This window comes from Corynebacterium intestinale, from assembly GCF_023574125.1.
Taxonomy (GTDB): Bacteria; Actinomycetota; Actinomycetes; order Mycobacteriales; family Mycobacteriaceae; genus Corynebacterium; species Corynebacterium hesseae.
This window is the reverse complement of the sequence record NZ_JAMKFF010000003.1, coordinates 59,649-73,356: the sequence shown is the minus strand read 5'-3', so window position 1 is coordinate 73,356 and position 13,708 is coordinate 59,649. Positions and strand designations below refer to the sequence as shown.

Genomic DNA, 13,708 nt, shown 5'->3' with positions numbered 1-13,708 from the left:
CGGCGGTGTGTTTTCCTTTTCTTCTCTTACGTTCCGCAGTAGGTGAGGTAGCCATCCGTGCCACCCGGCTGCTCGTATTCTGGCGCGGCAGTAAAGGGGCGCGTGGTGGCGTGAAGCAAGCGGGGGAATTCTTCAGCATCGCTCAGTGCGGCCTCGACCAGACGCGGGCGGGGAATCACGCGGGGCACGGTTTGCTTGAGAGACTCGACGTTGGGGCCACTAGCACGGTAGGCATCAACAAATCGAGCGTCACCAAACATCTCATAGGCTTCTGCCGGTTCACCCGCCGCTGCGCTGACGAGACTGCGGTGGGCCTGCGTGAGATCCGGAGCGGACTGTGCAAGGGCCGCACTATAGTCCTGGAAGAGCTCGCCGGGAATCTGCAAACGGCTCGCGGCTTCGCGGCGGCGCGCCTTTTCATAGCGCTCGCCAAAGGATTTGATGGCCTCCTGGGCCCAGGTAAGGGAAGCGTCGGGGGAGACGTCGAAAAGCGGCAGCAGTGATTCCGCCAACCGCGCAAGGTTCCACCCCAGCATGTCGGGCTGGCGCCCAAAGCGGTAGCGACCCTGCGTATCGATGGAGCTAAACCAGGTATTGAGGTCATAGCTCTCCAAGAACGCGCACGGCCCGTAGTCAATCGTCTCACCCGATAGCGTGGTGTTATCGGTGTTCATCACGCCGTGGATGAAACCCACCTGCATCCACCCGGCAACCGTCGCTGCCTGTGCGTCCATGACGCGGGTAAACAGCTCCCGGTAGTCGGCGCCAGGGTAGTGGCGTTCAATGGTGTAATCGGCAAGCTGTTGGAGCAACCCGGGTACCTGCGAGTGCGCGGCGAAGTGGAAGGAACCAACACGGATGTGGCTCGCGGCAACGCGCACGAGAACGCCTGCTTCCTCCACCATCTGGCGCTGAATGGGACGGCCGGTCCCGATGACCGCCAGCGACCGTGTGGTGGGTACACCGAGGGCGTGCATCGACTCGGAGAAGAGATATTCACGCAGCATTGAGCGCAGCGTGCCGCGCCCATCAGAGCCATAGCGCGAATAGGGGGTTTGTCCTGTCCCTTTGGCATGCAGATCCCAGAGGCCCGTGGGGTTGTGAGCAGCGGTGGGGCCGGTGACTTCGCCCAAGAGGAGGGCGCGGCCGTCACCCATTGTCGGGTTGTATTGGCCGAACTGAAAGCCGGCGTAGGCCATTGCGTGGGGAGTAACTGGCCCGCGGCCGAGGAGAAACTCCAGGCCATCTTTGCTGCGCAGCCAGTCCGGGTCGAGGCCCAGTTCGGCGGCTAGCTCTTCGTTGAGCACCACCAATCGCGCCGTTGGCTGTTCCTCGCCCCGGCTCGCCGTGACCATGTGGGGAAGGCGTTGGGCGAATTCGCTGCGTAGCTCGAAAGGGAGGGAGGCATCAGACATCGCGAGACTCCAGTGTTCCGCGCACGCGAACGTGGGCGTTGCCGCCGACCCAGATGTCATGACCGTCGTCGTTGATATAGACGCGGCCGTCGCGCCCTACCTGGCGGCCTTGTGCCGCGGTATAGCGGGCAGGAACAGCACTCTTGGCGCGCAGGAATTGGGCAGCGCCGCCGTTGAAGGAACCGGTGACGGGATCCTCGAATTGCCCGGTGATGGCGCGGACTTCATAAGCGGGGTGATCATCACCGGTGAGCCCGACCGCGCCCACTTTGACGCCCGGGGTGGGCGTGGGGTTAAGCCCGCGCACGGCCTCGGCAGACTCAAGCTGGACTAGGCGCCAGCCGGGCCCGTTGTCTACCCAGCCGGAGTCAAGGATGCTGTCCTCGTCGATCCCGAGGGCGGCGGCTGCCTCAGCGTGCTCCTCATCACTAAGCGCTCCTTCACGCACCAAGGGCGGGGTAGCGAAGGCGAAGCGGCCCTCTTCCTGGCGTACGGTGACCAACCCAACTCCGCATTCCTGAATCAGGGTGCCGTTCTTTCCGAGCAGTTCCGCCGCCACGCGTGCGCTGCCCAGCGTCGGGTGGCCGGCGAAAGGAAACTCCTCGTACGGGGTAAAAATCCTCACTCGGTAGTCTGCACGTGGATCCGTAGGCGAGCACAGGAAGGTTGTCTCCGAAAAGTTTGTCCAGTGTGCGATGCGCTGCATCTCTTCGGTGCTCAAGCCGTCGGCATCCGCCACCACAGCAAGGGGATTTCCCGTAAACGGCCCAGTGGCAAAGACATCTACTTCAAAGAATCGGTGCTGCATGAGGCTTAAGTCTAGTCGCACCGGTGAGCAGGGAGGTCTACGCTGGGCTGCATGAGCGAAGCACTCTTTAGCCGCGTCGAACCTATCCAGACCATGGCGGATGGGACCGTCAAACAGGTCAATCCCTTCTCCGGAACGGAGGTGTGGACGGTGCCGGGACGTGGAAACCGTCCGCTCTCGCGTCCGGCGAAAGATCCGCAGCCCCTGACGGCCGATGCCATGACGCACAGCTGTGCTTTTTGCTCCGGGCGCATGTTAGACACCCCGCCGGAAAAGTCCCGCATCCTGGCTTCGGGGGAGATCCAGCGCGGGCTCCTTCCACACGAGCTGGACACAACCCAGCCGGTGTTTCGCCGGGTTCCTAACCTTTTTGAGATCGTGTCTTATGACTACTGGCATGAGAACTATGGCTTCACCATGGACCCAGACCTAGCTCAGCACAAGGAGAAATATGAAGCCGATGAGGCCGGGCGCCTGCACGTACTCAACGTGGTGCGCACCAAACTCAAGGCCGCGGGCAAAGACGCCGCGCTGGGCGACGACTCTCTCCTCGCCCTCGCCGATGGCTTCTTCGGTGGCGGGCACGATGTCATCATTTCTTCGCGCCACTTCGTGGAGGGGGCGGTCGACGACAGCCAGCTGGCTTCCTCCGGCACGCTGAGCCCCGATGAGCACTTTCTGCTCACAACCTTCACCGCGGAATCAACGCGCGAGCTCTACCAGCGAAACCGCTATGCCTCTTATGTCGCCGTGTTCCAGAACTGGCTGGCACCGGCGGGCGCGTCCTTCGACCACCTGCACAAGCAGCTCGTCGCAATTGATGCTCTGGGCATGGCAGCCCAGCAAGAAAATGCGATTCTGCGCGCACACCCCAACATGTACAACGATTGGGCAGTTGGGTATGCGGCAAAGCGCAACCTCGTTATCGCAGAGAATGACTATGCGGTGCTCTTCGCTGGTTTTGGCCACAGGTATCCCACCCTGGAGATCTTCTCCAAGTCGCCCCGCTGCGAACCATGGGCACAAACACCTGGCGAAGTCCGCGGGATGTCGGATCTGATCCATGCAGCACACGCCGCAGTGGGGCCGGATGTGGCATGCAATGAAGAGTGGCACCACCGCCCACCCAGCGTGGATCTGCCGCAGCCGTGGCGCGTGATGATCAAGCTCAGGGTATCGACCTTGGCCGGCTTTGAAGGCGGCACGAAGGTCTACATCAACACCATCGATCCATGGGGCTTGCGTGATCGCGTCGTGGACGCCATGTTCCGCCTTCGTGAGCGCGGAAAGATTGCCTCCGGCATCTCTATCGCCACTGAGTGCGAGCTCAAACGCAATAGTTTGCGTTATAACCCGCTGGTGTAATCAGTAACGTTTAGTCCACGTAGGTTTGTTCGCCGCCTGCGTGAAGATAATCGCGGAGGTACGGCAGGGCGAGAGCAACCGTGCCGTGCCGTGGGGCATCGATAAGCCCCTGCTCTAGCAAACGCGCGCGCACTTCACTGAGAGACGTCGTCGTTGTCTTCAGCTCGTGAGCGATAGCGCCAGATGTGGCCGTCCCCGCCTCATCTGCGATATCAGCCAGCGCGTGAAGGTACTCAAGTTGTCGTTGGCTGAGCGCACGTACCGCAGGATCGTGCACTTGGGTTCCCATTGTCGTGATTGCCTCACCAAGAACTGCGTCGACGGTTGTTGAGGAAATGGTCGTCTCACTGGCTTGGGATGCAGCGTTCCAGGCCAAGTACCCGATGAGCTGGATGAGGAAGGGATAACCGTGGCTCGCTTCAGTAGCGCGGTCGGCGGCTTCGTCGTTGAAAGCAATCGAAGTCAAAGCTGCCGTATCTTTGAAAGCGCTGGTCGTAGCTTGCGGGTTAACAGGTCCTAGGTGAAATCTGCGGGCACGGCGCAGAAACGTTGTTCCCGGCAGGTGTAGAAGCTTGTCAACACCGGCAGTAAGCCCTGCCATCACGATGGAAACGTCGAGTTCATCGCGAACAAGATGCTGGAATGCGACTGCGATTATCTCAAGGTCATGAGGATCCGCGTCCTGAATCTCATCGATAGTAAGTAGAATTCCGCTGTCTCGGAGATGAGCGGAGAGTTCGCGCAAGCGCGATTCTAATGTTGGCACTGGTGGCGTACCAATCTCTTCAGTACCAATGCCACCGAGGCCCGCTATACGTATGTCTTTGATTCGACGGGTTGATGGAGAAGCCAGCTGGTTGATCTTTTCTGGGATGATGGAGTCGATGAGCTGAGTGACTGAATTGCTTCGACCACTGACTCGAATAACAGCCCATCCTTGTTGGGCTGCGATGTCCTCGAGCTCAGTCAACAGGACCGTTTTGCCCATCCCACGATGACCGCTAATAAGCATTGCGCGATTAGGGTTGCCAACTCCGCCGTCGAGCCCAACCGTGAAGTCATTGAGGACCGCACTGCGGCCAGCCCACTTAAGTGGGCTGGCACCAAAGGTTGGGCGAAAAGGGTTTCCAGTCATGCTGGAAGTATATAGCAGGCAGATAAATTGATAAATAGATAAATCGGCGGGCGTAGATAAATTGATAAATAGATAAATCAGACCACGAGCACCAGCTCGGTGCCGCGCAGTTCGGTGCTCATGCCTGCCTCTTGGGCTACGCGGGCGGCATCCTCGAGGGTGGAGACATTATCGCCCTGGAGGGCGAGTACGCGAGCGAGTTCCCCCTTGTAGTGCTTGTTGAAGTGAGAGACCACCTTGCGGGAGCCATCCTCTTGCACTGACTCCACGCGCACCGTGGAGGCTTCTTTGAGCTTGCCCAGCTGTTGGTAGGTGCCCGAGCGCATGTCGATGAGGAACTCGCCAGCGTCGATAAGCGCGCGCAGCTCATCAGTGATGGCCGTACCCCAACGCGACTTGAGAGTCTTCCCTCCCAACTTGGTGCCACCGGAAAGCCGGTAGTGCGGGATGAGATCATCGGCGCGCAGCAACCCGAAGAGCGCATCACCCACAGCTAGGTGTTGACGTGCGGCTGGGGGAAGGGAGGGGGAATCGAGGGCGTCGTACAGCACGCCCGTAAACCGCTCCAGCGCGGGCATGGTGGGGGAGGACGCCAACTCGCGGTTGGACTCGGCTTCCCCACGCAGCTTTTCCGAGAGCTTGAGCACCTTTTGCGCCTCGTCGAGGGGCAAAGAAGACAATTCAGCAGCGATTTCTTGGCGTATTGGATTCAGCGCGGGGAAAGAGAGCTCTTCCCAGTTGAGGGGCGCGCCGCTGCCGCCGTGTGCTTTGGTCTCAGAAGGAGGGAGGATGATCAGCATGGCTACATGCTAGCGATGTAGACTGAGCAACCATGATTACACGTCTTTCTGAGCTTTTCCTCCGCACTCTTCGTGAGGATCCGGCTGATGCCGAAGTCCCCAGCCACAAGCTTCTCGTCCGCGCAGGCTATGTGCGCCGCGTCGCGCCGGGTGTGTACACCTGGTTGCCATTGGGACTGCGCGCCATGCGCAAGATCGAAGACGTTATCCGCCAGGAAATGAACGCCATCGGTGGCCAGGAGATGCTCTTCCCGGCGCTGCTGCCGCGCGATCCTTATGAGCAGTCGAACCGCTGGACGGAATACGGCGATAATTTGTTCAGGCTTAAGGATCGCAAGGGTGCGGACATGCTGCTGGGCCCGACCCATGAGGAGATGTTCGCCACTGCGGTGAAGGATATGTATTCCTCCTACAAGGACTTCCCGGTCACGCTGTACCAGATTCAGACGAAGTACCGCGATGAGGAACGTCCGCGCGCTGGCGTGCTGCGCGGCCGCGAATTCACCATGAAGGACTCCTACTCCTTCGACATGACGGATGAGGGGCTCGATGAGTCCTATGCCCGCCACCGCAAGGCCTACCAGAACATCTTCGACCGCCTAGAGATCGATTACGCGATCTGTAAGGCCACCTCCGGTGCGATGGGTGGCTCGGCCTCCGAGGAGTTCCTCGCCGTGTCCGAGGTGGGTGAGGATACCTTCGTTCGCGCCACGGAGGGAGACTACGCAGCCAACGTGGAAGCAATAGTGACCCAGGCGCCGGAGGAGATTCCCTTCGACGGTCTGCCGGAGGCACAGGAGCACGAGACTCCGAAATCCGAGACCATCGAGTCCCTGGTGGAGTGGGCTAAGGGTGCTGGCATTACTGTCGACGGCCGCGAGGTCACCGCAGCGGACACCCTCAAGTGCATGATGATCAAGGTGGCTGCGCCCGCGGCCGCTGAGGAAGAGAAGAAATGGGAGCTGGCCGCCGTCCTTATTCCGGGCGACCGCGAGCTGGATGAAAAGCGCTTGGAGGCTTCGCTGGAGCCAGTCGAGTTTGAGCTCGCCGGCGAGGGCGACTTCAAGAAGAACCCCTTCTTGGTCAAGGGCTACGTTGGCCCGCGTGCCCTCAACGCTCACGACGTGAAGGTTTATGCCGACCCGCGCGTAGTTTCCGGTTCGTCGTGGATTACCGGCGCGGATGCCCCGCAGCGTCACGTCGTCGGCTTGGTGGCCGGCCGTGATTTCACCGTGGGTGAGTTCATCGAGGCCGCGGAGGTCAAGGAAGGTGACCCGGCGCCGAACGGTCAGGGCACTCTGACCCTGGAGCGCGGCATTGAGTTGGGCCACATCTTCCAGCTGGGCCGCAAGTACACCGAAGCATTCGATGTCCAGATTCTGGATGAGAATGGCAAGCGCGCCGTGCCGACCATGGGCTCCTATGGCATTGGTGTCACGCGCATGCTCGCCGTGCTGGCGGAGCAGCGCCACGATGAGAAGGGCCTCAACTGGCCAGTGGCCGTGGCCCCGTACCAGGTGCACGTGGCCGTGGCGAACAAGGACGCCGCTGCCCTCGAGGCCGGTCAGAAGCTGGTGGAGGACCTAGATCGCGCTGGCATCGAGGTGCTTTTCGACGACCGCCCCAAGGTTTCCCCGGGCGTGAAGTTCAAGGATGCGGAGCTGCTGGGTATGCCCTTTATCGCCATCCTGGGCCGCTCCTTCAAGGACGGCATCATTGAGTTGCGCATCCGTGGCGGCGAAACCCGTGAGGTCCCCGCAGACTCCATCGTGGACACCTTAACGGAGCTCATCCGCGGCTAGGTGCGTTAAGCGCGTAGGCTCGCGGGTATGAGTTCTCACCACCCCGCACTGGCATATTCAATGGCTGCAGCACTCTCTGCCATGGGAGTGCTGCATTTTGCTAAGCCGAAGCCCTTCGAGTCCATCATCCCGCCACAACTTCCAGGGTCGGCTCGCTTCTACAACTTCACCTCTGGCGCCTGGGAAGTGGTTACCGGTGCGCTCCTGGCGAACCCATCGACGCGGCCTGCAGGCGGCCTTTCAGCCCTAGCTTTGCTCGCCGCCGTGTGGCCGGCGAACTTCTACCAGGCCTACAGGGACTTAGAAAGCGGCAAAGCATCAACCGGCAAGAAGATCTACCACGCGGTGCGTCTGCCGTTGCAGATTCCGGTCATGCGCTATGCCTGGTCGCTGTACGCCGAAAAGAACGCCAAACGTCGGTAGCTCAGGAAAATCGAGCCCGCGAGGGAGGAATTAAGCTGCACTGATGCGGTGAGATTGGGCGGCTACAGAAATAAGCCAGCTTCGCCATTCAGCATTGGGTGCCGCTTGGTTGGGCGCCTCCTGTGAGGCGGCGGAGGCCCATGTCACCGTGTCACTATGCGCGACGTCGTCAAGGAACGCGCGCGCTGAGGCGGCGTCTACGGGCAGCTCACCGGAGGACGAGGTGTAGGCCGCTGCGGGCTGTGGCACTGGTCCGATTTTGGCTACTGCTTCTTGGAGTGCGAGGACGCGGCTCTCGTGCAGAGCGAGGCGCTCATCAACCAGCTCTTCGACGTCAGGTGTGACATAGGAACGAGCAAAGTCCAAGGCATACACCTGCTGGTATTCCCAGTCCAAGAGTTCGGTGGCGAGGTCAGCGTCACCCTCCGTCAGCTCCGGCACAGCGCCCGGTTCATCGGTGGAGCGGGCCTCCATTGCGATGGCTTGGGCGACGAGCAAGGGCCGAGATTCCGGGGAGACCGCGTCAAGCTGCTCCTCAGTCGATGAAGAAGCTGCGGCAAGCACGGCAGCCGCATCGGTGGCCTCGTGTGCTTCACCCTCACGATTCACTTCGCAGGAGCGCGGAACGTGTCCTTCCTCGTCGCGGCCGCAGAGGCGCTCAATTTCGGAGTAAAGCTCGTCTGCGTGCTGCGCGCGCAGGGACGCGGCATCGGGATCGAGTTTCTGCAGTGCGTGGGCGTCGGCGCTGGCATCGTGAGCCAGAGAGGTCAACGTAGGGTCTGCATGGGGGCCAAAATAATCCACGATCGCGTCGGTGGCTTGGCAGCCGCCCAGCCAGGGGGCGGCGCAGACTAAGAGGGTGGGCACAACTACTCGGCGGTTCACGCGATAGACCCTACCCGGGTGTCCTAGTCTAGAGCGCATGGCATTCCCAACACCCGCGCAACTAACCGAAATCCTGCAGCCTGTCGCCGCCGCGCGCGGCCTCGACATCGAGGACGTGAAGACCACTCGTGCAGGAAAGAATTCTCAGGTCATCATCCGTGTTGACGGTGACGAACGCCCAAGTTCCGATCTCATTGAGGAGCTCTCGCAGGAGATTTCGGCGCTCTTTGATGCACAGGAAGAGGCGGGCACCCTCAACTTTGGCGCGGGTTACACCCTGGAGGTGTCGACGCCGGGGGTGGACTTTCCGCTGAGTGCCCCGCGCCACTGGCGCCGCAACCAAGGGAGGCTCGTGGGCTACGCGCTCACCGAGGAACCTGGCACGACCCGCGTCGCCCGTATCGGAGCGCTGTCCGAGGATGAAGAATCCGTGGCGCTCATCACCACTGTGAAAAAGGAGGTGCGCTATCAGGTTGAGCGATTGGAAAATCTAAGCCGCGCAGTGGTAGAAATTGAATTTGCCCAACCTTCAGCCATGGAGCTGGAGGCGGCACAGCAGACGTTCGACTTCGCCGAGCAGAACTCGGCAACCCGAGAGGACTAACAAGTGAATATTGACCTAGAGGCACTTCGCACGATTCAGCGCGAGCGCGGCGTCCCGGTAAAGGACCTGCTCGAAGCGATTGCGGGTGCCCTTTTGTATTCCTACCTGGATCACCGTGCCGAGTCAGCCGAGACCAAGGCGGAAGGTACGAAGTCTCGCGTCGACATCGACGCCGATAGCGGTGCTGTCACCGTCGTCGTGACCGAGAGTGATCCGGAGACTGGAGAGGTCATCAGTGAATACGACGACACTCCCGACAACTTTGGGCGCATCGGCGCGCAGGCGGTCCGCGATGCCATCCTGCGTAAGCTGCGCGAGAATGAGGCGGAACGAACCTACGATTCCTATTCGGAGCTCACCGGAACGGTTGTGTCGGGCGTCGTCCAGCGCGATATTCACGCGAACAAGCGCGGCGTCGTCGTGGTGCAGCTGGGTACCGAACACGACTCGCAGGATGCTTTCCTGCTGCCCGCCGAGCAGCTGCCGGGGGAGAAGCTCGAGCATGGCGACCGCGTTAAGGCCTACGTCGTGGGCGTGAACCGCACCGGAGCCAAGGTGCAGATCACGTTGTCGCGCACTCACCCTGAGCTGGTGCGTGGCCTGTTCGAGCTGGAGGTCCCAGAGGTTGCTGATGGCTCGGTTGAGCTCATTGCTATTGCCCGCGAGGCTGGCCACCGCTCGAAGGTATCCGTGCGCGGTCACGTTAAGGGGCTCAATGCCAAGGGCGCGTGCATCGGCCCGAAGGGTTCGCGCGTGAGCAACGTGATGCGTGAACTTGGTGGTGAGAAGATTGACATCATCGATTTCAACGAAGACCCTGCCGTCTATGTGGGCAACGCTCTTGCTCCGTCAAAGGTCGTGCGCGTAGAAATCCTCGACTCGGAGGCGCAAGTGGCCAAGGTGACTGTGCCGGATTACCAGCTCTCGCTCGCAATCGGTAAGGAAGGCCAGAATGCCCGCCTCGCGGCGCGCCTGACTGGATGGAAGATTGATATTCACTCTGATGCCGCTCGCGATTAGCTTTCCGACGGGCCTGCGGTGGGATTAAAGGTTTGGCCCGTTTTCGCGTAGAGTAGACAACGGCCCACATGCAGGAATGCTGTGGCGCAGGAATAGTGGCGATACGACGTAAGGAGTTGGATGTCTCAAGGACAGCGGCTCCGCACGTGTATTGCTACGCGTCAAAAGCATCCCGACACGGAACTGCTCAGGGTGGTCGCCGATAGGGACGATCCTTCAGGACGCCGTGTTGTTCCGGATCCAGGCCGCCGCCTTCCCGGTAGGGGAGCGTGGATTAGACCGGATCTGGAAGCAGTAGAGCTGGCGGAGCGAACCCGTGCCTTCAGGCGCGCGCTCCGATTGTCCACAGACGTGGACACAGGTCACGTACGTGAGTACCTCGCTGCTCAGCAGCAGGTGCAGTCGGCGGGCAATCGCCCGTGCGGCCCAGAGTTAAAAAGGAAGACCGAACACTGATGAGCGCACAACGATGAAGCAGCATCAGCGATGAAAGTCCATAGCCATTAACTAGGGGTCAAGCCGTGTTCCGCGGCCTTGGCTCCTAGAAAGATTAAAGAGGAGACAAGTGCCCGGAAAGCTACGTGTACACGAGTTGGCAAAGCAGCTCGGTGTAACCAGCAAGGAACTGCTCGCCACGCTGAAGGAACAAGGCGAGTTCGTCAAGACCGCATCCTCGACCATCGAACCGCCGGTGATCAAGAAGATGCGCGCACACTATGAAGCAAAGGGTGGCAACGACAAGCCCGCAGACAAGAACGCGTCTGCAGCCACCCCTGCTTCCGCTGCCAAGAAATCTGCTGCCAAGAAGACTGCAGAGAAGAAGCCGGCGGAAAAGAAGCCAGCAGCCACGCCAAAGCCTGGCCCCAAGCCAGGTGGTGCCCCGAAGCCAGGTGCTGCTCCGACGCAGAGCGGCGCCCCCAAGCCGGGTGCTGCTCCCAAGCCGGGCGGTGCCCCGAAGCCGGGCGGCGCTCCAAAGCCCGGAGCACAGCGCAAGGGCGGCGAACGCGCTGTTACCCCGCGTTCTATGCCGAAGCCTGGCGGTACCCGCCGCGTGGCCAATAACCCGTTCTCCACGGGTAGCTCCAGTGATCGACCCAGCCCAGGGCCGCGCCCGGGCGGAAGCAAGGGTCAGCGCTCTGGCGGCAAGCCGGGAGATAACCGCGGCGGTAAGGGCGGCGCACGCCCGCAAGGCGATGGCAACCGTGGTGGACGTCGTCCTTCGCCGGCGATGATGCCTTCGCATCCGAATCCGGCCAGCATGCCGTCGAAGGCCGCAGGTAGCGGCGGTGGCGGTCGCGGTCGTGGCGGCCGCGGTGGTGGCCCAGGCCATGGCGGTCCAGGCCACGGAGGTTTCCGCGGTGGACGCGGCGGACGCCGCGGTGGCACCGCTGGTGCATTCGGACGTCCCGGTGGCGCACCGCGTCGCGGTAAGAAGTCGAAGCGTCAGAAGCGCCATGAGTTTGAAGAGCAGCAGAAGCATGAGGTAGGCGGCGTACGCTTGCCTGACGGCGGCGGTAAGGTTGTTCGCCTTCGCCGCGGTGCTTCCTTGGCTGACTTCGCCGAGAAGATTGGTGCGGATCCCGCAGCATTGGTGCAGGCGCTCTTCAACCTCGGTGAGATGGTGACCGCCACGGCCTCCGTATCTGAGGACACCCTGCAGCTCTTGGGCTCGGAGATCAATTACGAGGTCCAGGTTGTCTCCCCTGAGGATGAGGACCGCGAGCTGCTCGAATCCTTCGACCTGCAATTTGGTGAGGACGAGGGCGGCGAAGAAGCCCTTGAGAAGCGCCCGCCAGTCGTGACCGTGATGGGTCACGTTGACCACGGTAAGACCCGCCTTCTGGATACCATCCGTAAGACCAACGAAGGTGCGGGCGAGGCCGGCGGCATTACACAGGGCATCGGTGCTTACCAAACCACGGTGGACGTTGAAGACGGTCCGCGCACCATCACCTTCCTGGATACCCCGGGTCACGAGGCGTTTACCGCCATGCGTGCCCGCGGTGCCAAGTCCACCGACTTGGCCATCCTGGTGGTTGCGGCTGATGACGGCGTGATGCCGCAGACCATCGAGGCAATCAACCACGCGAAGGCAGCGGATATCCCTGTGGTCGTCGCGGTTAACAAGATTGATAAGCCGGAAGCTTCCCCGGACAAGATCCGTGGTCAGCTCACTGAGTACGGACTTGTTCCGGAGGAGTACGGCGGCGACACGATGTTCGTGGATATTTCTGCGAAGAACAACATCAACATCGACGACCTGCTCGAGGCTGTCATCCTGACCGCGGACGCTTCCCTAGAGCTCACCGCTAACCCGGACATGGACGCGCAGGGCTCTGCCATCGAGGCTCACCTCGACCGCGGTCGAGGCCCGGTGGCTACGGTCATCATCCAGCGCGGTACGCTGCGCATCGGTGATTCCATTGTGGTCGGCGATGCCCATGGCCGTGTGCGTCGCATGCTCGATGAATTCGGTAACGATGTGGAAGAAGCCGGTCCGTCCCGCCCGGTCCAGGTGCAGGGTCTCAATGGCGTACCAGGTGCCGGCGATAACCTCTTGGTTGTTGAGGACGACCGCGTGGCTCGCCAGATTGCAGCACAGCGCGATGCTCGCAAGCGTTCCGCTCTGCAGGCGAAGGCGCGCAAGCGCGTCTCCCTCGAGGATCTGGATGCAGTGCTCAAGGAAACCTCGACGCTCAACCTCATCCTCAAGGGCGACAACGCCGGTTCCGTCGAGGCACTGGAAGATGCCCTTCTGGATATCGAGGTCGACGACGAGGTACAGCTCAACATCATCGACCGTGGTGTCGGTGCGGTGACGCAGACCAACGTCACCTTGGCTGCTGCCTCCGACGCCGTCATCATCGCCTTCAACGTCCGCGCTGAGGGTAAGGCAACCGAGGAAGCCAACGCTGAGGGCGTTGATATCCGCTACTACACGGTGATTTACCGTGCTATCGAAGAGGTCGAGGCAGCGCTGAAGGGCATGCTCAAGCCTATCTACGAGGAGCGCGACACCGGTGCAGCGGAGATCCGCGCGCTGTTCAAGTCCTCCGCGGTCGGCACCATTGCCGGTTGTATGGTCACCGAGGGCAAGGTCAAGCGCAACGGCAAGGTGCGCCTCGTACGCGACGGGAACGTCATTACCTCCGATGCCAAGATCGAGTCCCTGCGCCACGAGAAGGATGACGCCAACGAGATTAACGCCGGATACGAGTGCGGTATGGTTCTGTCCTACCCGGACATCCAGGTAGGCGATATCATTCAGGCCTTCGAAGAAGTCGAGGTCCCGCGCGACTAGCCGCACCTGAGTTCTTCACTTTGTGACAGAGCTCAGATACTAAAGCCCAGCCAGTAAATATTCTGGCTGGGCTTTAGTCGTTTCGGCCGAACGGCGTCGAATCGGTATCCTAGACTAGTTGCCAGTAACCGTACGCAAAGGAGCTTCACC

12 protein-coding genes are annotated in these 13,708 nt (G+C 61.2%); 7 read left to right on the top strand and 5 right to left on the bottom strand.

The window, feature by feature from the left end; genetic code table 11:
- Window positions 1-26: 26 nt before the first annotated feature.
- Both M5J06_RS04910 and M5J06_RS04905 read right to left on the bottom strand, forming a co-directional pair.
- Complete coding sequence (locus tag M5J06_RS04910; RefSeq protein WP_250224114.1) at window positions 27-1,415, bottom strand: protein adenylyltransferase SelO family protein; 1,389 nt, start codon at window positions 1,413-1,415, stop codon at window positions 27-29.
- On the bottom strand, window positions 1,408-2,223 hold the full coding sequence (locus tag M5J06_RS04905) for a PhzF family phenazine biosynthesis protein (protein ID WP_250224113.1): 816 nt from the start codon (window positions 2,221-2,223) through the stop codon (window positions 1,408-1,410). Before M5J06_RS04905 ends, M5J06_RS04910 begins: the two co-directional genes overlap by 8 nt.
- Window positions 2,224-2,274: 51 nt before the next feature.
- Here M5J06_RS04905 and M5J06_RS04900 point away from each other — a divergent pair, with 51 nt between their 5' ends.
- The gene (locus M5J06_RS04900) at window positions 2,275-3,588 is read left to right on the top strand and encodes a DUF4921 family protein (RefSeq protein ID WP_250224112.1); all 1,314 of its coding nucleotides are present in this window, start codon (window positions 2,275-2,277) and stop codon (window positions 3,586-3,588) included.
- A 10-nt stretch (window positions 3,589-3,598) separates the two neighbouring features.
- Here M5J06_RS04900 and M5J06_RS04895 read toward each other — a convergent pair whose 3' ends face one another.
- On the bottom strand, window positions 3,599-4,723 hold the full coding sequence (locus tag M5J06_RS04895; protein WP_070520090.1) for an ATP-binding protein: 1,125 nt from the start codon (window positions 4,721-4,723) through the stop codon (window positions 3,599-3,601).
- Window positions 4,724-4,800: 77 nt separating this feature from the next.
- Complete coding sequence (gene yaaA / locus M5J06_RS04890) at window positions 4,801-5,523, bottom strand: peroxide stress protein YaaA (RefSeq protein WP_250224111.1); 723 nt, start codon at window positions 5,521-5,523, stop codon at window positions 4,801-4,803.
- A 32-nt stretch (window positions 5,524-5,555) separates the two neighbouring features.
- Here yaaA and M5J06_RS04885 point away from each other — a divergent pair, with 32 nt between their 5' ends.
- Together M5J06_RS04885 and M5J06_RS04880 are read left to right on the top strand one after the other, a co-directional pair.
- The gene (locus tag M5J06_RS04885; protein WP_250224110.1) at window positions 5,556-7,325 is read left to right on the top strand and encodes a proline--tRNA ligase; all 1,770 of its coding nucleotides are present in this window, start codon (window positions 5,556-5,558) and stop codon (window positions 7,323-7,325) included.
- A gap of 27 nt (window positions 7,326-7,352) precedes the next feature.
- Window positions 7,353-7,748, top strand: a complete 396-nt coding sequence (locus M5J06_RS04880) for a DoxX family protein (protein WP_070533133.1) — start codon at window positions 7,353-7,355, stop codon at window positions 7,746-7,748.
- 30 nt (window positions 7,749-7,778) lie between these two features.
- Here the strand turns inward: M5J06_RS04880 and M5J06_RS04875 are convergent, their stop codons facing one another.
- Entirely contained in the window at window positions 7,779-8,633 is an 855-nt protein-coding gene (locus M5J06_RS04875; protein ID WP_070533131.1) for a hypothetical protein, read from the bottom strand.
- 37 nt (window positions 8,634-8,670) lie between these two features.
- Here M5J06_RS04875 and rimP point away from each other — a divergent pair, with 37 nt between their 5' ends.
- The 4 genes from rimP to infB all read left to right on the top strand — a co-directional run bounded on the left by rimP (window position 8,671) and on the right by infB (window position 13,558).
- Window positions 8,671-9,237: a ribosome maturation factor RimP gene (gene rimP, locus M5J06_RS04870; RefSeq protein ID WP_250224109.1), complete on the top strand. Its 567-nt coding sequence runs from the start codon at window positions 8,671-8,673 to the stop codon at window positions 9,235-9,237.
- 3 nt (window positions 9,238-9,240) lie between these two features.
- Window positions 9,241-10,257 (top strand): transcription termination factor NusA, encoded by a 1,017-nt coding sequence (gene nusA, locus M5J06_RS04865; protein WP_070533127.1) that lies wholly within the window; start codon window positions 9,241-9,243, stop codon window positions 10,255-10,257.
- Between the two features lie 120 nt (window positions 10,258-10,377).
- Complete coding sequence (locus M5J06_RS04860) at window positions 10,378-10,713, top strand: YlxR family protein (RefSeq protein ID WP_083304493.1); 336 nt, start codon at window positions 10,378-10,380, stop codon at window positions 10,711-10,713.
- Between the two features lie 109 nt (window positions 10,714-10,822).
- The gene (infB, locus tag M5J06_RS04855) at window positions 10,823-13,558 is read left to right on the top strand and encodes a translation initiation factor IF-2 (protein WP_070520106.1); all 2,736 of its coding nucleotides are present in this window, start codon (window positions 10,823-10,825) and stop codon (window positions 13,556-13,558) included.
- Window positions 13,559-13,708: the final 150 nt, after the last annotated feature.